The organism is Ignatzschineria ureiclastica (genome assembly GCF_003121845.1).
GTDB classification, from domain to species: domain Bacteria; phylum Pseudomonadota; class Gammaproteobacteria; order Cardiobacteriales; family Wohlfahrtiimonadaceae; genus Ignatzschineria; species Ignatzschineria ureiclastica.
Genome location: NZ_QEWQ01000003.1, coordinates 305,809 through 325,671, shown reverse-complemented (window position 1 = coordinate 325,671; position 19,863 = coordinate 305,809). Strand labels below are relative to the sequence as shown.

23 protein-coding genes are annotated in these 19,863 nt (G+C 41.8%); 16 read left to right on the top strand and 7 right to left on the bottom strand.

The genetic code is table 11. The annotated features are described in order from the left end of the window. Positions 1 to 18: 18 nt before the first annotated feature. The 7 genes from tolQ to DC083_RS05345 form a co-directional block, all read right to left on the bottom strand. Positions 19 to 720: a protein TolQ gene (gene tolQ / locus DC083_RS05375; protein WP_109189211.1), complete on the bottom strand. Its 702-nt coding sequence runs from the start codon at positions 718 to 720 to the stop codon at positions 19 to 21. Positions 721 to 734: 14 nt separating this feature from the next. Next, positions 735 to 1,136, bottom strand: coding sequence for a tol-pal system-associated acyl-CoA thioesterase (gene ybgC / locus DC083_RS05370; protein WP_229822513.1), 402 nt, complete (start codon positions 1,134 to 1,136; stop codon positions 735 to 737). Positions 1,137 to 1,360: 224 nt separating this feature from the next. Beyond that, the gene (locus DC083_RS05365; protein ID WP_109189209.1) at positions 1,361 to 2,287 is read right to left on the bottom strand and encodes an RluA family pseudouridine synthase; all 927 of its coding nucleotides are present in this window, start codon (positions 2,285 to 2,287) and stop codon (positions 1,361 to 1,363) included. 400 nt (positions 2,288 to 2,687) lie between these two features. Beyond that, on the bottom strand, positions 2,688 to 3,740 hold the full coding sequence (recA, locus tag DC083_RS05360; protein ID WP_109189208.1) for a recombinase RecA: 1,053 nt from the start codon (positions 3,738 to 3,740) through the stop codon (positions 2,688 to 2,690). A 276-nt stretch (positions 3,741 to 4,016) separates the two neighbouring features. After that, positions 4,017 to 5,456 (bottom strand): bifunctional D-glycero-beta-D-manno-heptose-7-phosphate kinase/D-glycero-beta-D-manno-heptose 1-phosphate adenylyltransferase HldE, encoded by a 1,440-nt coding sequence (gene hldE / locus DC083_RS05355; RefSeq protein WP_109189207.1) that lies wholly within the window; start codon positions 5,454 to 5,456, stop codon positions 4,017 to 4,019. A gap of 147 nt (positions 5,457 to 5,603) precedes the next feature. Continuing rightward, positions 5,604 to 6,434 carry a TatD family hydrolase gene (locus DC083_RS05350; RefSeq protein WP_229822511.1) on the bottom strand — a complete coding sequence of 277 codons (831 nt, stop codon included), beginning with the start codon at positions 6,432 to 6,434 and terminating at the stop codon, positions 5,604 to 5,606. 43 nt (positions 6,435 to 6,477) lie between these two features. After that, positions 6,478 to 6,831: a PilZ domain-containing protein gene (locus DC083_RS05345; protein WP_109189205.1), complete on the bottom strand. Its 354-nt coding sequence runs from the start codon at positions 6,829 to 6,831 to the stop codon at positions 6,478 to 6,480. Between the two features lie 502 nt (positions 6,832 to 7,333). On the opposite strand from DC083_RS05345, the gene DC083_RS05340 reads away from it, so the two are divergent. From DC083_RS05340 to atpG, 16 genes are all read left to right on the top strand, one after another. Then, entirely contained in the window at positions 7,334 to 8,059 is a 726-nt protein-coding gene (locus DC083_RS05340) for a metal ABC transporter ATP-binding protein (RefSeq protein ID WP_109189204.1), read from the top strand. Continuing rightward, positions 8,060 to 8,956, top strand: coding sequence for a metal ABC transporter permease (locus DC083_RS05335; RefSeq protein ID WP_229822498.1), 897 nt, complete (start codon positions 8,060 to 8,062; stop codon positions 8,954 to 8,956). Positions 8,957 to 9,152: 196 nt separating this feature from the next. Further along, positions 9,153 to 9,401: a MoaD/ThiS family protein gene (locus DC083_RS05330; RefSeq protein WP_109189289.1), complete on the top strand. Its 249-nt coding sequence runs from the start codon at positions 9,153 to 9,155 to the stop codon at positions 9,399 to 9,401. A 4-nt stretch (positions 9,402 to 9,405) separates the two neighbouring features. Then, positions 9,406 to 9,870 (top strand): molybdenum cofactor biosynthesis protein MoaE, encoded by a 465-nt coding sequence (locus tag DC083_RS05325; protein ID WP_109189203.1) that lies wholly within the window; start codon positions 9,406 to 9,408, stop codon positions 9,868 to 9,870. 34 nt (positions 9,871 to 9,904) lie between these two features. Next, entirely contained in the window at positions 9,905 to 10,582 is a 678-nt protein-coding gene (mobA, locus tag DC083_RS05320) for a molybdenum cofactor guanylyltransferase MobA (RefSeq protein ID WP_109189202.1), read from the top strand. Position 10,583: 1 nt separating this feature from the next. Continuing rightward, entirely contained in the window at positions 10,584 to 11,789 is a 1,206-nt protein-coding gene (locus DC083_RS05315) for a molybdopterin molybdotransferase MoeA (RefSeq protein ID WP_109189201.1), read from the top strand. A gap of 239 nt (positions 11,790 to 12,028) precedes the next feature. Continuing rightward, positions 12,029 to 12,661 (top strand): 16S rRNA (guanine(527)-N(7))-methyltransferase RsmG, encoded by a 633-nt coding sequence (gene rsmG, locus DC083_RS05310; protein ID WP_109189200.1) that lies wholly within the window; start codon positions 12,029 to 12,031, stop codon positions 12,659 to 12,661. Positions 12,662 to 12,944: 283 nt separating this feature from the next. Beyond that, positions 12,945 to 13,730 carry a ParA family protein gene (locus DC083_RS05305; protein WP_109189199.1) on the top strand — a complete coding sequence of 262 codons (786 nt, stop codon included), beginning with the start codon at positions 12,945 to 12,947 and terminating at the stop codon, positions 13,728 to 13,730. Positions 13,731 to 13,759: 29 nt separating this feature from the next. After that, on the top strand, positions 13,760 to 14,605 hold the full coding sequence (locus DC083_RS05300; RefSeq protein WP_189364603.1) for a ParB/RepB/Spo0J family partition protein: 846 nt from the start codon (positions 13,760 to 13,762) through the stop codon (positions 14,603 to 14,605). Between the two features lie 84 nt (positions 14,606 to 14,689). Further along, positions 14,690 to 15,043 carry an ATP synthase subunit I gene (locus DC083_RS05295; protein ID WP_109189197.1) on the top strand — a complete coding sequence of 118 codons (354 nt, stop codon included), beginning with the start codon at positions 14,690 to 14,692 and terminating at the stop codon, positions 15,041 to 15,043. 8 nt (positions 15,044 to 15,051) lie between these two features. Beyond that, positions 15,052 to 15,873 carry a F0F1 ATP synthase subunit A gene (gene atpB, locus DC083_RS05290; RefSeq protein WP_026878831.1) on the top strand — a complete coding sequence of 274 codons (822 nt, stop codon included), beginning with the start codon at positions 15,052 to 15,054 and terminating at the stop codon, positions 15,871 to 15,873. A gap of 73 nt (positions 15,874 to 15,946) precedes the next feature. After that, positions 15,947 to 16,180: a F0F1 ATP synthase subunit C gene (gene atpE / locus DC083_RS05285; protein WP_026878830.1), complete on the top strand. Its 234-nt coding sequence runs from the start codon at positions 15,947 to 15,949 to the stop codon at positions 16,178 to 16,180. A gap of 76 nt (positions 16,181 to 16,256) precedes the next feature. After that, positions 16,257 to 16,727, top strand: a complete 471-nt coding sequence (locus DC083_RS05280; RefSeq protein WP_109189196.1) for a F0F1 ATP synthase subunit B — start codon at positions 16,257 to 16,259, stop codon at positions 16,725 to 16,727. Between the two features lie 57 nt (positions 16,728 to 16,784). Next, the gene (locus DC083_RS05275) at positions 16,785 to 17,333 is read left to right on the top strand and encodes a F0F1 ATP synthase subunit delta (RefSeq protein WP_109189195.1); all 549 of its coding nucleotides are present in this window, start codon (positions 16,785 to 16,787) and stop codon (positions 17,331 to 17,333) included. Positions 17,334 to 17,364: 31 nt separating this feature from the next. Beyond that, a complete protein-coding gene (atpA, locus tag DC083_RS05270; protein ID WP_109189194.1) occupies positions 17,365 to 18,912 on the top strand; it encodes a F0F1 ATP synthase subunit alpha in 1,548 nt (515 codons plus the stop codon). 44 nt (positions 18,913 to 18,956) lie between these two features. Further along, positions 18,957 to 19,856, top strand: a complete 900-nt coding sequence (gene atpG, locus DC083_RS05265; RefSeq protein ID WP_109189193.1) for a F0F1 ATP synthase subunit gamma — start codon at positions 18,957 to 18,959, stop codon at positions 19,854 to 19,856. Positions 19,857 to 19,863: the final 7 nt, after the last annotated feature.

Here is a 19,863-nt window from a genome sequence, read left to right as displayed (position 1 = left end):
GGCTATGATTAACAAGGTTTACTTGTGAACGCTCGGTTTTTGTACGAGTTGTACATATTGGCGTGCGAGAATATTGGCAAATTCATCAATAAAGCTATCATAGCGAGTCATTGTACTGTTGATATCATTACTAAATTTATTGAATGCCATCACTGCGGGAATCGCCGCTAATAGACCAATTGCCGTTGCAATAAGGGCTTCTGAAATCCCCGGTGCAACTTGAGCAAGCGTAACTTGTTTGACCGCCCCTAAAGCGCTAAAAGAGTTCATCACCCCGATTACCGTTCCTAAGAGACCAATATAAGGTGCTACAGAACCAATCGTTGCAAGCCAAGGCAGGTATCTTTGAATGATGCTCTCTTCTCGTTGTGTCTCTGCAAACATTGCATTTTTAACACTTGAAACAATGAAATCAGGGCTATATTGCGCATAGTTCTTTAGGCGAATAAATTCTTGAAATCCTGATAAGAATACTTTTTCAAGACCACTACAACTTTTCCCTTTTCGCGCTGCATCTGCTGCAAGTTGATTGATATCAACGCCGGACCAAAAGAGTTTTTCAAATTGATTGATACGGTGCTTAGCGAGCTTGATCGAGATATATTTCTTCCAAATTAAGAAGATTGTGATCACTAACATTAAAGCCAAAATCAACATAATGATTTTGACAGGAAAACTCGCGCTGGCAATGAGGTGCCAAAATTGTAAATCAGAAGTCATCTCAAAATCCTCGTTTAAAAGAAGTCAGGAAGGGGTTTAGGGCGTTTAGTAACACTATTGAGTGTCACGATTTCCACATGACCAATGGTCAAAATGGTGTCATCTCGCAAAATTGTCTGTTCAAACAGGGCGCGAACTTTCTCTCGTTGAATAAGGCGCGTGCGAACGACGAGCTTATCACAAAGTACTGCCGGCTGACGATATTCGATATCGAGTTTACGTACCACGAACATGGTTTCATCGGTTTGGGCATAAGTATTAAGATTAATACCCTTACTCATAAGCCATTCGCTGCGAGCACGTTCCATATAATGTAGATAGGTTGCATGATAGACAATACCGCCGGCATCGGTATCTTCATAATAGACTCGAACCGGTAGCTCAAATAGTGCCGTTTCCTGATCTTGTTGCATCATCCTTTTGCCTTATAATCTATGGATATCTAGAATCTTATATCGATATGTGATTGCGGTTTTACGCCTATGTTTAAGAATGATCAGACATTCTAAATTTGCTCTATTTTACATGATATCTTTGAAAATTTCGTTGTTTATCAAAATCTACCTGCATGATTTACAATTTTGTTCAATAGCTTAAGTCTAGTTAATTATCTGATTCATTGATAGATTTTGATGCCATCCTATGATTTTGCGAGTAGCCTATGAAGTTCTATAGGAAGTGGTGATTCAAATTCATAAGCTTTGCCATCTAGGTTAAAGCAGAGTCTAACTGCATGAAGTGCTAGGCGCTGATGTTCTTTTTTATCGGGATTAAACTGTGGGTTATAACGATTATCGCCGAGCAATGGGAACCCTTGATATGCACTGTGCACCCGGATTTGATGTGTTCTGCCTGTTTGAAGATCAGCTTGTAAATGAGAAATTCTATCCGTTGCATCAAGGCAGGTAAAGTGTGTTTCAGCGGGTTTTCCTGATTCTGAAACAATCACATGTCGTTCGCCATTTTGTCGGTTTTCTGTGTCTAAAGGATCAGTAATAATCGTTCTCTTTTCCGAAAATTGATCTGCCCAATTGCCTGCGACAAGCAATTCATAGGTTCGAGCGAGTTTATGTTCTTGCAGTTGTCGTAATGCTTGCCCTGTTTTGGCAATCAGTAGTAGGCCACTTGTAGCTCGATCTAATCGTTGGACTAATTCATAAAAATCATTCCCCCCAAAAGCTTTGAGGATTTCAATAATACCAAAAGGGACTTGAGAGCCCTTGTGAACAGCAAGTCCGCTGGGTTTATCGATGATTAAAAAATCATCATTTTCAAAAATAATGGTAGGTTGCAGTGCATGCCATGCCGATTCAGGGATCTCAACTTCTATTTTGCTCGCCATTTTAACAGGAGGAAGACGGACAAGGTCACCAGCTTCTAATCGTGTTGTGGGCTTTGCTCGGCCTTTGTTAACACGCACTTCACCCTTACGAATCATCTGATAGATACGACCTTTGGGTAATTCTCGAAACTGGGCCATCAGGAAGTTGTCAAGACGCTGTCCAGCTTGATGTTGTGATACTTCTACTATAGAAGCTTGATGAAATTCTGTAGTGTTTGTTTGCATAGAGATGAGTGATCAATGGGTAATAATCTAAAAATTTAAAGAGATATTTTTAAAGAGGCTATCGGTCGCTACTGTATTATTGATGAGTTTTTATTGATAAATTATTGTGAATAGATGAATGATTTTATAGTAATGTCGGTTCAAAATAAGCATTATTTAAATGCCGGCGAATCAGCTGTAATAAGTAAGGAAGCCATTCTATCCGGCATATTGCAAGTGTTGTTTAAAATCAGTTTTCTTAAACCAAATTTACTATAAGATAATGGATAAATCTTAACGAAATCTTAATACAATATTCAGCTCATATTAAAGCGCATCATAACAAAATAGCGCCTTGATAGCGCTATTTTAAGAGTGATTAAAGATATATTACTGGGATGCACCTAAGTAATCGGCTAATTTATTCATCCATACTTAAGAGATCATCTTCTTCATCATCAATTTCACCTACGAGAGGTGCTGGCGTAGTAATGTAATGTTCACGAACTTTTTGTTCGACTTCTTTTGCTAGCGCTTCATTCTCTCTGAAATATTGCTTCGCATTCTCTTTGCCTTGGCCAAGACGGGTATCATTGTAGCTATACCAAGCCCCCGCTTTATCGACGATACCAGCTTCAACACCGAGATCGATGACCTCACCTAATGTGTCGATACCTGAACCATACATAATTTCAAATTTTGCTTCTCTGAACGGAGGTGCAACTTTATTTTTTACGACGCGAACACGGGTATCTGAACCAATCACTTCATCCCCTTTCTTTACTGCGCCGGTGCGACGAATATCAAGGCGGACAGAAGAGTAGAATTTAAGCGCATTCCCGCCTGTTGTTGTTTCAGGGTTACCAAACATGACACCAATTTTCATTCGGATCTGGTTGATGAAAATCACGAGTGTATTGGATTTTTGAATATTGGCCGTTAATTTACGTAAGGCTTGGCTCATCAAACGAGCTTGTAAGCCCATATGAGAATCACCCATCTCACCTTCAATCTCGGCTTTAGGCGTGAGTGCAGCAACGGAATCCACTACGATGATGTCAATTGCGCCAGAGCGAACTAAAGTATCGGTAATCTCAAGGGCTTGTTCACCATTATCGGGTTGAGCAATATAGAGATTCTCAACATCAACGCCTAGTTTAGCTGCATAAGTCGGATCTAGTGCATGTTCTGCATCGATGAATGCCGCCGTACCGCCGGCCTTTTGTGCTTCTGCAATCACATGGAGTGTGAGCGTTGTTTTACCTGATGATTCAGGGCCAAAAATCTCAACAATTCGGCCTCTTGGTAGACCACCGATACCAAGCGCGATATCGAGTCCTAGAGAGCCGGTAGAGACCGGGATAATATTGGCAGCCGCTTGTTGATCGCCTAAGCGCATTACCGATCCTTTTCCAAATTGGCGATCGATCTGCCCAAGGGCAGCTTGGAGGGCTTTGCGTTTATTTTCATCCATCGTGATAAGTCCTTATTGATGTTAGGCCAAAGTAGTAATGATTAATTTAGCGTTGTTATGGTTGACGTTGGGAATGTTTCCCAGTTGTGCGTTGTGTGCATCTGAAATAGTGGAGACTACAGATTCATACTTACGTATCCATTCGCATTTATAAAATTAACCTTTTGAATGCTGATAATTATGGCATATATTTTGACTTTTGCGCAGAGGCTTTGCAAATTAATTATTACATTTTTGTATTATTTTTTAATATCTATTGATGTAAGTTAGTTATAATCAGGCTTTTGAGGCTTCTGTTTGTAAGCTTGCTTTGATTTTTTCAATCGCATTTGTTGTGGAGTAACCATCAATAAAATCGATTAACTCTACACGTCCTCCATGATCAATGACAGCTTGAGCGCCGGCAATTTCGTTCACTTGATAGTCACTTCCTTTGACTAGCACATCTGGAAGTACCGCCTTAATGAGCGATTCTGGCGTATCTTCATCGAAGATCGTCACCCAGGCAACAGAAGAGAGTGATGCAAGAACGGTGGCTCGGCTCACTTCATCCATAATGGGACGCGTTTCTCCTTTAAGGCGTTTCACAGAGGCATCAGAGTTTAGGGCGACGATAAGATGATGCCCAAGTTTGCTCGCTTCTTCAAGATATTTAACATGACCACGATGTAGAAGATCAAAGCAACCATTCGTCATAACGATCGTCTCTTTGTTCATTTTGGCGCGTTTGACTTCGTGAAGTAGCGCTTCTTTCGATAGAACAAGATTATGGGGGCGATCCGATTGACCTAAGGCATAGTCGAGCTCTTCTTGGGTGACATATGATGCCCCCATTTTACCCACGACAATAGACGCAGCAACATTGGCTATTTTACAAGCTTCCGGTAATGGCGTACCTTTGGCAAGTTGGGTGGCGATCATGGCAATGACTGTATCACCGGCACCTGTCACATCGAAGACATCTTGCGCTTTAGCTGAGAAGGTGACCGATTCTTTATTCTCTTCAAATAGCGTCATTCCCTTTTCACTGCGTGTTACTAATAGGGCGTCGAGTTGCAGTTGATCTCGCAGGGCTTCTGCTTGCGCAAAAAGTGTCGTTTCATCCGGGCACTTGCCGACAACGCCCTCAAATTCACTAGTATTTGGGGTAATCAAGGACGCACCACGATATTTACTAAAATCACTGCCTTTCGGATCGATGATCACTATTTTTCCTTGGCTTCTGGCATATTGAATCAGCGCTTGTGGATCGGTGAGAAAACCTTTGTTGTAATCCGAGAGGATAATCAGATCATGCTGATCAATAATAGCTTTAGCTTGGGTGATAATACGATTTTTGAGGGATTCAGTGAGTTGTGGCTTCTCTTCAAAATCACAGCGAACAATATGTTGTTGCCGGCTAATTACCCGAAGCTTAACGATTGTAGGAAAGGAAGCCTCGGCAATAAAGTCCGTTGCGATCTGATTCTCTTGACATAAGGTCATGAGATCCGCAGCATTTTTATCTATTCCCACTAAGCCGCAGAGCGTCACATCAACATTCATTTTACTAATATTAAGGGCTACGTTGGCCGCACCGCCGAGGCGATTTTCAGTGTGATTGACATTGACTACAGGAACAGGGGATTCAGGAGAGATACGCTCTGTAGAGCCCATCCAGTAGCTATCGATCATAATGTCGCCAAAAACGGCAATTTTAGCAGTGGGTTGTGTCATAACATTCTCACAGTTTGATATTCAAGCAATGACCGTAAAGGGCTTTGCGAGATGAATAATAGGTAACAATGGATAATTTACAGTAATGATTTACAGTAATAATTTATAGGGTCAGTGATATAAAATTAGTTATTCAAGATCAGCTAGTTAAGATTCACTCTTCAACGAGGCGTGATAACGAGCAAGTGGATCAGCAAAGAGCTTATGGAAATTATCCGAGGTTTGTCTTGCTACTTCTTCCACAGAGATCTGTTTCACTTCTGCAATGGTTTTAGCAACATAAGGCACTAATCCAGGATGATTGGCTTTCCCACGATAAGGAACGGGTGTTAGGTAAGGGGAATCTGTCTCAATAAGCATTCGATCTAAGGGGGTTTTGGCAACCACTTCTCGTAATTCGGCAGCATTTTTAAAGGTAATAATGCCACTAAATGAGAGGTAAAAACCTAAGTCTAATCCTTTTTTACCCATTTCCCAACTTTCAGTAAAACAGTGAAGGATTCCGCCGACATCATCGGCTCTTTCGGCTTTTAGAATCGAGATCGTATCTGCTCTGGCATCTCTTGTGTGGATAATCAGTGGCTTTTGGTGATTCCGCGCAATCTCAATTTGTGTAATAAAGGCCGCTTGCTGAGCAACTTTATGGTCTGCACCATAATGGTAATCAAGCCCGGTTTCCCCGATGGCAATAACTTTAGGATTCGCAAGCATCGGTGCGAAATGGGTTTCAGAGGGAGCTTCAACCTCAGGAATATAGCCGGGATGAACGCCTACTGAAAGATAGATATGAGGATAGGGTGCGACAAGTTTCGCCATTGCTTCCCACTTCTCGATATTGACGCCAACACAGAGCATCTCTGTCACATTCTCAGCTTGAATGGCTTCCAATAATGGGGCAATATCACCCTCAAAAGCTGTTAAATCCAGCATATCAAGGTGGCAATGGGAATCGATAAAAGTTGGTTTCATAGTCGTCATAGTGGTTGTTTTTATACTATTATTAAGTGAGGTCAACGGTTATTTAGGCAGATTGTTGAGGTTGTGTTGCTTGATGCATTTTGAGAAGGGATTGAATGCGGGTAAATAGAAAATCAGGTGCTCTATCGATGGACACCGCCAATCCTTCAAAGTCGGTAATGTGGTGTGGTTTTTCCGCGCTAGCGATATTAATCATCGCCACAATGCCTTCAGCCTCAATCGGCGTTGAGTCTCCATCGGGTAATTCAATAGAGAGTTGAACGCGCTCATGAAGATTAACTTTGTCGTGCTCGTTCGTGACAAAGTAGAATCCCCCTCGTTTAAGGAATGGGAGATAAAATTCTGCAAGTTGTTTTGCATTCTTGAATTTCACAGTCACAAGTCTCGTCGTACTCATATTTATCTGCCTTATATCGCCTATTTGACCAATGAAATTATCTTAAACCAATAGGTCATCTGCATAATCGTTGTTGATAATGGAAAGTATTGTATCACTCTAGTGAAGATCGGTGAAACTTATCCCTTTGATCTTATCAACAGGATATTTTAGGGTAGGTTCCCAGATTTTTTAGGGAAAACGGCAAGAAAATGGTGGGGAAAGAGACATCGTAGAGGGTTTTGCGGTATGATATTGCGGTTTAGCAGTATGTATTATCTATAGATTATATCCATAGGGATATCTATAGCAATTGATGGTAAACAGACGATGAAATAGAGTGTAGATTATGAGGCTGTAACGGAAGTTATAAGCGGGTTATGACTTGTCTTTACTTGCAAAGGGTGGCACAGAGCGTGACATATATTTATATAGGTATCAAAAGAGGAAGTAGGTCAATGAGAGAGAGTGCGATCAAACTCAAAGCACTGATATGGTGGGTTTGTCTAGAGAAGGTGATCGTATGAATGCCCTAGAAATTTCCAATTTAACAGTCACCTATAAGAAATTCCCTGTAGTGCATCATCTATCAGTTGTCTTTCCAAAGGGGGAGAGTAGCGCGATTATTGGCCCTAATGGCGCCGGGAAGAGCACATTGCTGAAAGCGGTGATGGGACTTGTGCCTTTTTCGGAAGGGGAGATTATTAAGTCGGTAAATTGTAAAGTGAGCTATCTATCGCAGATCTCAGAAATTCGCCGAGATCTGCCTTTAACGCTATTTGAGTTAGTGAGTGCCGGCGCGTTGGATCAGATGGGGTTACTAGGTCGCCTATCAAAAGAGGCTTATGATCGAGTGGAAGCAGCGCTTGCTTTTGTTGGATTAGAGCATTTTGGGGATCGAAGTATCGATTCTCTCTCAGGGGGGCAATTTCAAAAAGCGCTCTTTGCGCGAATCGTGGTGGAAGAGGCGGATCTGATTCTGCTCGATGAGCCTTTTAACGCAATGGATGCAAGAACAACGCAGGAGCTTTGTGGATTGATTGCTAAGTGGGAAGCGCTTGGTAAAACGGTGATTACCGTATTGCACGATCTGACACTTGCGAAACAATATTTTAGCAATACGCTCATTTTGGCACGAGAGAAAATTGCCTTTGGTCACAGCTGTGATGTGATTAATGATCAGAATCTATTGAAAGCAGAATCTGTTTCTCTTGGTTGGGAGAGTGATGCTTGGTGTGAGGTGCCTTAGATGAATGTAATGATTGAGATAGGGGCACTATTGCAGGAGCTCTTGATAGATCCTTTTATGATGCTGCCCTTTTTAAAGCGGGCTTTAGCCGCTTCCATTATGATCGCTGTCTCTTCAGGCTTGGTCGGCGTATTTTTACTACTAAATCGTATGAGCTTAGTTGGGGATGCTTTAAGTCACGGTGTATTGCCGGGAATTGCGCTCGCATTTCTCTTTTTTGGTTTCAACATTTATGCAATGAGTCTTGGGGGTGTGCTTGCCGGTGTGTGCATTGCGATCTTAGCCTCAATTATAGCTCATTATACTAATCTTAAAGAGGATGCGAGTTTTGCGGCGCTCTACCTATTCTCATTGGCGCTCGGCGTTGTACTTATTATGCAGATGGGGACGCAAGCAGATCTATTGCATATTTTATTCGGCTCAGTATTAGCGGTGGATGGAGAATCACTTCAGTTTATCTGGATTGTATTGGTGGCGACTTTAATTTTATTGGCGCTAATTTATCGACCTCTACTACTCTATATTATTGATCCGCTCTATTTAGCCCTGAAAACGCCACGAGGTCTCTTCTATTATGGAATATTTCTCTTTTTAGTGGTACTCAACCTTGTGGCCTCATTTCAGGTACTTGGAACATTAATGACGGTGGGTATGATGATGATCCCGGCTATTTGTGCAAGATTGTGGAGTAATCGGATGGAACGTGTGTTGTTGATTGCTATGGTGCTTGGGATTTTGGGCGCTTATCTGGGGTTAGTGGCTTCTGTACATTACGATATTGCCTCAGGGCCGATGATCGTTCTGGTATTAGCTGCTTTTTACCTTATTTCGTTACTGTTTGGTGCTGAAGGTGGCGTTTTACGACAAAAAAGTGGTAAACGGCATCGAAAAGGGTGATGTTCATCCCCATAATGAAATGATTATGCAGTTGATTGTATGTGACAATGATTGTACGACAATATTGAGGTCGGTCATCACTTGGAGTGATGAATTGAGAATTGAATCGCTTAATGAGCAGTGAAGACCATTGAGCCTACAAATGAGAGCGCAGAGCAGGTTATAAGGATTGTAGATGCTTTGTGAAGGAGAAAAGATGATAACAATTACCTATTTTGGCAATTTGAAAGATCAATTACATTGTAATGAAGAAGCTATCGCTTGGGAATCAGGTGATACAGAACTGCTTTTGTCACAATTAAGAGCACGAGATGAGGTGTGGAATAGCGCCTTAGCGCCGGAAAAGATCTTTCGAGTCGTGGTCAATGATGAGATTATCTTTGCACCAGTTGAGCTAAAATCAGGGGATCGCGTGGCCTTTTTACCACCGGTAACAGGAGGATAGTATTGTGTATTGTGAAGTACGAATCCAAACAGAGCCGTTTGCTTTAGAAGCTGAAAGTAATCGATTAATTGCGCAATCAGGCGATGCCGGCGCATTAGTCCTATTTCAAGGAATGGTGCGGGAGTTTGATCAAGCGGTTGCATTAGACAAAATGGAGCTTGAACATTTTCCGGGGCTAACAGAGCGAGAGATTACACGAATTATTGAATTAGCGAGTCGAAAGTGGGCAATTGCCGGTTGTAGTGTGATTCATCGTGTAGGGGAATTACGGGGCGATGAGGCGATTGTGCTCTTGATGGTGACAGCGAAGCATCGGTTAGATGCCTTTTTAGCTGCGCAATTTATTATGGATTACCTCAAGACTGAAGCGCCTTTCTGGAAGAAAGAGCATCTTAAAAATGGTGAGAGTCATTGGGTTGAGGCTAAAAAATCGGATCAAGATACTCTTTCGCGTTGGAAAATGTCATAAATAGTGAGAGGGTAGGGAGATCAAGAGGGGTGCAATGAAGCAAACAGAGCGGGAAGCGAACGAGATCAATAAGGACGCCGATAAAGCAATCGATAATCGGAGGGGTAAAGAAGATCCCTATAAAACCTCGCGTATGATCGGTCTCATTCTTGCCGGCGGAGAAGGGCGGCGGATGGGGTATCGTAATAAGGGGTTAGTATCGCTTGAAGGAAAACCTTTAGTTGCGCACGTGATTGATCGTCTACGACCGCAAGTTGATCAGCTCTATCTTTCGGCAAATAGTGATATTGCAGCGTATGAAGCCTTTGGGTTACCGGTGATTCAAGACCTATCAAAATGGCGCGGTAAAGGGCCATTAGCGGGGATTGCTTCATTGTTGCCGCATTTAAAGGCAACCGATTGCCTACAAGTCGTAAGTTGTGATGGCCCTTTTATTCCTACGAATCTTGTTGTCACTCTACAAAAGGCAAGGGAAGAGAGCTCTAATGGAGTCAAGGCAACTTATGCTACGACAGCAGAACGGGGGCACTATCTCTATCTACAAGGGAAGGTGGCCGATCTGCAATGTATCGAGGCATTATTAGCGGCAGATCAATTGCGGATTCGGGCATTACTCGAGCAGCTTGAGGCTCAGCCGGTTCGCTTTCAATGTGAAACAGATTTTTTAAATTGTAATAGTATCGAAGATATCCACAAGTTAGAGGAAAAATAAGATGAAAAGTTATGATGTAGCATTACGGGAATTGCTTGCGGGAATGACACTTGAGCGTGCTGTGGAGCGGTTACCGCTCTCTCAAGCTTATAATCGACAACTTGCGATGGATGTCGTGGCAAACTATGATACGCCACAATTTGATAATAGTGCGATGGATGGCTATGCGCTCTGTGACCCTGAGGGGGATCGTCTAGAGTTTCGGGTTGTTGAACGTATTTTAGCCGGGGATGCGGTCTCATCATCGCTAGAGCCGGGGGAAGCTGCGCGTATTTTTACTGGTGCAAAGGTTCCGGGGAATAGTACTACCGTTGTGATGCAGGAGCAGACAAAGGTTGAAGGGCATACCTTAATGTTGATGGAGCCGATCGCAAGCGGGCAAAATATTCGCTACAAAGCAGAAGAGATTAAAAAGGGAGCTGTTTTATTCCACAAAGGACATCTACTCGATCCGGCTGCGATTGCGCTACTTGCATCACAAGGAGTATGGGAGGTGGATGTTTATACACCACTTCGTATGACGGTATTCTCAACAGGGAATGAACTCAAAGAGCCTTGGGAAACCATTACCGAGAGTCAAATTTTTGATGCCAACCGTTATCAGTTGTTGGCGTGGATTCACAGTCTGGGTAAGGTCATAGATGGCGGTATTTTACGGGATAGCTATGAAGATGTCTTATCGGCATTAACTCGTGCTACCAAAGAGAATGATCTGATTATTCTAAGCGGCGGTGCTTCAGTGGGCGAGGCGGATTTTATTGCTAAAGCGATCACAGAGTTGGGTGAGTTGAATATGTGGAAGTTAGCCATTAAGCCAGGGAAACCTTTTGGTTGGGGTAAAATTGGTCAATGCCATATCTTAATGTTGCCGGGAAATCCTGTTTCAGCTTATGCGACATTCTATCTATTAGCCTATCCTGCGCTCAAAAAATTGATGGGGCTTTCACCACAATTGCCACAATTAATGGCAACGATTAATTTTGGAAGTGATAAAATTCAACCGCGCCGGGAATTCTTACGAGGTAATTTCTATCAGGATGAGCGAGGCGAATATTTTGTTGATTCTGTCGGTCGTCAAGGGTCGGCAATGCTCAGTGGTTTGAGCGATGCTAATTGCTTAATTGAGATGAAAGAGAATCAGACAACCGCCAAAGGTAGTCGTGTTAGAATTTACCCACTACCTAAAGAGATGCCTTTAAAGGGATAATTGACGAGGTGATTCGACACGCTGAATCGATAAGGTGAATTAACAAGATTCATCGCAATCGGCATAAAGGATTGTGGCAGAATTGTGTGAAGAATGAGGGATGCAAATTGTATCCCTTGTTGCTTTTAGAGATGGTTGACAGCTGTATTAGATGCTCAAATGGCTTGAGTGCAGTAAAAATAGACATTCATTTTGTGCGAATGTTTACTAACAGATAGAGAATAAAGGAAAATGACACGATGAGTATTAACCAAGAGATGGTAAAGCTTGCATTATCAGAGCTCACTTTTGCCATTGATGAGGGGGCTTGTGATAAACTGACCCGCTATTTGCAAGGGATGCTCTTGTGGAATCGAGCCTACAATCTCACGGCGATTACAGAGCCTAATGAGATGATTATTAAACATCTGTTGGACTCTCTAGTCTTAGTGCCGGAGCTTCGGGCGCGTTTCCCTGAGGGGCGATTTATTGATGTGGGAACAGGGGCAGGATTGCCGGGCATTCCGCTCTCGATCGTGATGCCAGAATGCGCTTGGACATTGCTTGATAGCGCCACAAAGCGAACTCGTTTTTTAACACAGATGAAGCTCGAGCTTGGGTTGGATAATGTCACAATCGTCACATCAAGGGTGCAGGATTATGATCCTGAAGAAGGGTTTGATGCAGTGCTATCTCGGGCGTTTGCAAGTGGCGAAGATATGGTGAAATGGTCGGAGCATCTCTTAAAACCCACAGGCAGTATGGTCGCAATGAAAGGGAAGTGGCTTGATGCCGAATGGCAAAATGTCACAGGATTTCCACATCGTGAAGTCATTAGCTTAACGGTTCCGCATTTAGCAGAAGAGCGACATCTGATTTTATTAAAAAGATAATGTCACTATTGTTGCGCTGCAATGAGTAGATATAGAGAAATAGTAGTATTAATGAATAATATCAATATATAAGTGGTTATGTTAAAGGTCGGTAAATGCCACACTTGAAGATCGGGGTTTATGATCAATATCAGTGTAAAGGCATAAAATCTATTTGAAACATAATGTTATTTGAATGAAAATAAGCAAAATCAATATTTCAGTGGTCGGATATTTTTCATTAGTTGAGGAAAGCCCCATTAATTATTGAATGAAGAGTTGAAACAGATAAAGGAAGGCGCAATTGGCAACCATTATTGCAGTAGCAAATCAGAAAGGTGGCGTTGGAAAAACAACAACGGCGGTAAATTTAGCTGCAGCTTTAACCCAAAGTAAAGTTCGTCCGAATGTACTTTTGATCGATCTCGATCCGCAAGGTAATGCAACGACCGGAATTGGGGTTGATAAACAAACATTAGAGTATGGGGTTGTCGATCTATTGTTAGGCGAAGCAACCTTAGCAGATACTATTTTAGATTTAGAACAGGCGAATATGCGCTTGATCGGAGCGAATGGCGATTTGACGGGGGTTGAAGTGATCCTTGCGCAAGAGGCCAATGGAGTTTATCGCCTAAAAGAGGCATTAACACCAATCTTGAGCAACTTTGATTATATTGTACTCGATTGTGCGCCCTCATTGAATATGTTGACGCTCAATGCGTTTGCGGTAGCAACAGACCTGATTATCCCGGTGCAATGCGAATATTATGCTCTAGAAGGGATTTCTGGGCTAATTGAGACGATCTCAACGGTGAAAGAGAGTACCAATCCGGCGCTCAATATTATGGGGGTATTGCGTACGATGTATGATGGCCGTAATACGTTAGCCGTACAAGTATCTGAGAATTTAACAGCGCATTTTGAAGAGAAGATGTTTGAAACCATTATTCCTAGAAATGTAAGATTAGCAGAAGCGCCAAGTTATGGTGTGCCGATTACCGTGTACGATGCAAAATCAAAAGGGGCAGAGGCGTATACCGAGCTTGCTCGTGAAGTTATTGCCCGCAGTAAGAAAAAGAGGTCAGCGTGAAAAAAAGAGGATTAGGTCGTGGCTTAGAGATGCTTCTAAGTCAAAAAAGTGCAGACGTTGCGACAGATAGCCATGCGAATGTAGATAAATCTGCGGTAAAAGAGTTGGCGATTGATAAATTAATGCCAGGGCAATATCAGCCACGTCGTTTCTTTGATGAATCGGCACTTGAAGCATTGGCAAATTCTATTAAGTCGCAAGGGATTATTCAGCCGATTGTAGTGCGCAGTGTGAAAGGGGATTCTCGCTTTGAGATTTTAGCAGGTGAGAGACGTTGGAGAGCTTCGCAGCTTGCCGGATTAGAGCGTGTGCCTGTCATCTTTAAAGAGATGAGTGATCAGGAAGCCTTAGCGGTCGCCCTTATTGAGAATATCCAACGGGAAGATCTTAATCCTGTTGAAACGGCGATTGCATTAAAGCGCTTGATCGAAGAGTTCTCTTTGACACATCAAGAAGTGGGGGATGTCATTGGTCGCTCTCGTTCATCTATTACCAATACGTTACGCCTGTTAGATTTAGCGCCTGAGGTACAAGCGTTATTATCCGAAGGAAAGCTTGATATGGGGCACGCAAGAGCATTATTGGCATTGCCAGCTAAAAAGCAGTTGGCGGTTGCTCAGCAAGTGGTTGAGCAGGCTTTAACGGTTCGTGATACTGAACGCTTAGTGAAACAGCAGTTAGCAGGTAATGTTAAAGATGTGAAAAAAACTGAAAAAGATCCTGATCTTTTGTCATTAGAGCGTAATTTAAGTGAAGTTTTGGGCGCGATGACCGAAATTAAAGCGCGTAAAAAAGGGAAAGGGGAAGTCGTCATTCGATATAACTCGTTAGATGAATTAGACGGTATTTTATTGAAAATTAAACGTTCCGTGTAAATCCCTACAAAAAGGCTACGAATAAGTTGACCTCAGTTCGTAGCCCGACTATAATCTTGGCAAGAATTTAAAGGCGAGGATCGTATGATTCCGAAGATCGTGGGAATACAACTCGCTGTTTTATTAATCATATCAATCAGCTCTTGGTTACTGTATGATGGTGTAACAGCGATTTCTCTATTAGCTGCAGGTATCTCTATTTTGATACCCAATGTTTTTATGGCAGCTAATATTTCGTTGTTAAAATTTCACAAGATTTTCTTTTGGATCGGCGTCTTTTTAAATAAATTTGTTATTGTGTTACTCTTCGGTATCAGTATCATAGTAATCAAGGAGCCTAATTTATTGGCTTTCCTGATAGGAATCATCATTGTGACACAGGTGCCATTGGGGTATGTGTTGGTATCTTCCTTAAGAAAAGATAAAGTAATTATATAGAGAGAGCTATGGCTAGTGAATTAACAAACGCATCATATATTGGACACCATCTCGTTAACCTGAATCAGCGAGGCACGCCACAAGCTGCCGATGAATTTGTTAACTTTGGCCTCATCAATCTTGATACCGTTTTCTGGTCAGTTCTCTGTGGTATCGTTGTTGTACTCTTTCTTTATGCTGCGTCGCGCAAAGCGACTGCCGGTGTTCCTGGACGCTTTCAAGCATTTGTTGAAATTCTCGTTGAGTTTGCAGAAAAACAATCAAGAACTTTAGTGAATGGCCCACAAGGCTTTATCGCTCCATTAGGTTTAACTGTATTCCTTTGGATTGTGGTGATGAACTCACTGGACTTCTTACCCATTGACCTTGCGGATAAAATTCTAGATGTGTTTGGTCTAAAAGAATCAATTCCTTATCACAAAATTCTCCCTACTGCAGATGTCAGTGCAACCTTAGGGATGTCATGTGCTGTATTAGCCGTTGTGATCTTCTACTCAATTAAAGCGAAAGGTATGGGTTTTGTAAAAGAGCTATTCTGCGCACCTTTCGGTATCTGGTTAGCACCTGCCAACTTTGTGTTAAACCTTGTTGAATTTATCTCAAAAGCATTCTCATTAGGAATGCGACTTTTCGGTAATATGTTTGCCGGTGAGTTAATCTTTATGTTGATTGCACTTCTAGGCGCAACAGGCACACTTTGGGGGATGGGTTTACATATCTTCGCTGGTGCAGCTTGGGCAATCTTCCATATCTTAATCGTGGTATTACAGGCTTATATTTTCATGACATTGACTTTAGTTTATCTAGGTCAAGCGCATGAATCTCATTAAAGAATCAATCGTAAGATTGTGTTTTGTCAATTATTGTTAACGTTAGTGTTTTCTTAAATTAAGGAGTTATATTATGGGTTTAGTTGCAATCGCTTGCGGTATTATCGTTGGTCTTGGTGCAATTGGTGCGGCAATCGGTATTTCTATGTTAGGTTCAAAATATATTGAAGCTTCAGCAAGACAACCAGAAATCATGGATTCATTATTACCAAAAGTATTCATTCTTGTTGGTCTTATCGATGCTGCATTCTTAATCGGTGTTGGTATTGCTGTATTCTTCGGTATGACTGTATTCGCAGGTGCGTAATTACACAATTACATTACACTTAAGCTTAAGTGGTAAAGACATTTGTTATACAGGCATATAAAGGATAGGTAGTAAAATGAATATTAACGCAACCTTGATTGCCCAGTTTATCGTCTTTTTCATTTTGGTTTTGGTGGTTATGAAGTTTATCTGGCCACCTTTAATCAAAGCTATTGAAGAGCGACGTGCGAAAATTGCTGAAGGTTTAGCTGCAGCAGAAGAGAGTGTCGCGGCTCAAGCAACGACAGAAGCAGAAATTAATGAGCTTATGAAACAGGCTCATCTTGAAGCGGCAAGTCTTGTGGGTAAAGCTCAAAGCCAAGCAGATAGTTTGATTGCAAAGTCAAAAGAAGATAGCAAAGAAGTTGGGCAAAGAGAGATCGATGCGGCGCATGCGAAGATTGAAGCAGAAGTGAATCAAGCGAAAGAAAGTTTGAGAAAACAAGTTGTTGCTTTAAGTATCTTAGGTGCAAGTAAGATCATTGAAAAAGAAGTTGATGAGAAAACTCATGCTAAGATGTTAGAAGAGTTAGCCAATCAGCTATAGTCGCCTGCTCTTCTCTCGAAGAGCATTTTGATAACTAATAAACGATGTAAAGTAAATATGTCAGATTTAGCAACAGTAGCAAGACCTTATGCAGAAGCCGTATTTATGGTTGCCAAAGAGGATTCTCAAAGCGAAGATCGTTGGAGAGAATTTCTTTACTCATTAAAAACCTTAATGGGTAATGAAGCAACTTGTGAAGTAATGAGCTTACCTGAGCTAGGTTCCGAAAAGAAAACAGCATTCTTAGGTGAATTAGCAGCTAAGATTTTAAATCGTGATCTCACAAAAGAAGAGAGTAATTTCTTACTCGCTATTTGTGACAATAAACGTTATGAGATTTTGCCTTCTGTTTATGACGAGTACAGAATGCGTTTATTAGAAGAACGAAATATCCAAGAAGTGGAATTGCAAAGTGCATATCCATTGACGGATGGGCAGAGAGAGATGTTTGTTAAGGCTCTTCAAAAACGTTTTAATAAAGAGATCGAATTAACAGTAACCATTTCGCCTTCCTTATTAGGTGGTGCTATTTTAAAAATAGATGATTTAGTCATTGATGGTTCAATTTTAGGTCGTTTAGACGGCATGATCCGATCAATGAATTAAGTTTAATGAATATAAGAGGAAGATTTAAAAGATGCAATTAAATCCATCTGAGATCAGTGGTCTCATTAAATCCAAGATTGAAGAATTTCAGCTCAAGCCGGAAGAAAGAACGGAAGGTACCGTTGTTAGTTTAACTGATGGAATTGCGCGCGTTCACGGAATTAATGCTGTGATGCAAGGTGAAATGGTTGAATTACCACACGGTGTTCGTGGCCTTGCGCTCAATCTTGAGAGAGATTCTGTTGGTGTTGTACTTCTCGGTGATTATGAAAAAATCACAGAAGGCGATAAAGTAAAATGTACTGGCCGTATCCTTGAAACACCAATCGGTCCTGAATTATTAGGCCGTGTTGTTGATGGGTTAGGTAATCCTATCGATGGTAAAGGTGAGCTTGGTACTAAGTTGACAGCACCTATCGAACAGATCGCACCAGGCGTTATTGATCGTCAATCAGTTGATCAACCAATGCAAACAGGTTATATCGCAATTGACTCAATGGTACCAGTAGGTCGTGGTCAGCGTGAGCTTATCATCGGTGACCGTCAAACAGGTAAAACTGCAATCGCAATCGATACAATCATTAACCAAAAAGGTAGTGGTATCAAATGTATCTATGTTGCAATTGGTCAGAAGAACTCAACCATTGCGAATATCGTAACAAAGCTCGAAGAGCATGGTGCGATGGAACATACTATTGTGGTAGCAGCAGGTGCTTCTGATTCAGCAGCAATGCAATACCTTTCAGCTTACACAGGCTGTACAATGGGTGAATATTTCCGTGATCGTGGTGAAGATGCGTTAATCATTTATGATGACCTATCAAAACAAGCGGTTGCATATCGTCAAATTTCCCTTCTTCTTCGTCGTCCTCCAGGTCGTGAAGCATATCCTGGGGATGTATTCTACCTCCATTCACGTCTTCTTGAGCGTGCTGCACGTGTTAATGCAGACTACGTTGAAAAATTCACAAATGGTGAAGTAAAAGGTAAAACAGGTTCATTAACTGCATTACCAATTATCGAAACACAAGGTGGAGACGTATCTGCATTCGTTCCAACGAACGTTATTTCGATCACAGATGGTCAGATCTTCCTTGAATCGAATCTCTTTAACTCAGGTATCCGTCCTGCGATGAATGCTGGTATTTCAGTATCTCGTGTAGGGGGTGCTGCGCAAACTAAATTGATCAGTAAATTAGGTGGTGGTGTTCGTCTTGCTCTTGCACAATATCGTGAACTAGCGGCGTTCTCACAATTTGCATCTGATCTTGATGAAGTTACACGTAAGCAATTAGCGCGCGGTCAGCGTGTTACTGAGCTTATGAAACAAGCGCAATATCGTCCATATAGCATTGCAGAGATGGCTCTAATCCTCTATGCAATTGAATACAAATATGTTGATGATCTACCTATTGAAGAAGTTCGTCCATTTGCACAAGGTCTTATTGCTTCAGCAAACGCTACAGAGCAAGAACTTTTACAAGGCCTCAGCAAAGGTGCTTACAATGATGAAGTATTAGCATCACTTGACAAAGTTGTAAGTCAATATAAGAAAGGTGAAACCTGGAAGGTTGCGTAAGTAACTTTTTAGATTGTAACAGATAGCAATTAGGTAGGGATTTCATGGCTGTTGGAAAAGAAATACGTGGCAAGATTAAAAGCATTAGTAATACGCAAAAGATTACTAGTGCGATGGAGATGGTTGCAGCAAGTAAAATGCGTGCGACTCAGCTCCGTCGTGATAAATCTCGCCCTTATGCGCAACAAATTATCAAGCTTGCAGCGCATTTAGGTGAGGCAACACCTGAAGAGTTTAAGCATCAATATTTGATTCCACGTGAAGTAAAGCGTGTAGGCATTATTGTTGTGAGCTCTGATCGTGGTCTAGCGGGTGGGTTGAATAATAACTTATTTAAACTCGTCGCGACTCAGATGAAGGTTTGGCAAGATAACAATATTGAAGTAGATGTTGCGACCATTGGAAATAAAGCAAATGCATTTTTTGCCCGTTTCGGGGGAAATCTCGTAGCAACTGCGAATAATCTTGGGGACAATCCTGCTTCTAAAGATCTTATCGGTGTTACTACAACCATGTTAGATCTTTTCCAATCAGGCAAAATTGATGAACTTCATGTCTTTGCGAATGAGTTTGTTAATACTATGACGCAGAAACCAACGGCGATTCAGGTATTACCGGTTATTCCGGGAGCCCTACAAGCGCAATTGGGATTTGATAGTCTTACGCCAAGCGATTCAAACTTGGCTTGGGATTATGAGTATGATTCTGCGCCTGCCGAATTGATGAGTATCGTGTTAGACCGTTATGTTGAGTATGCAATTTACCAAGCTGTGGTAGAGAATGTTGCCTGTGAAATGGCCGCTCGGATGATTGCAATGAAAGCAGCAAGTGATAATGCAAGCGATCTGATTGATGAGTTACAGTTAGTATATAACAAGGCTCGTCAAGCAGCGATTACTCAGGAAATTACTGAGATTGTTAGTGGTGCAGCCGCAATCAATTAATACGACG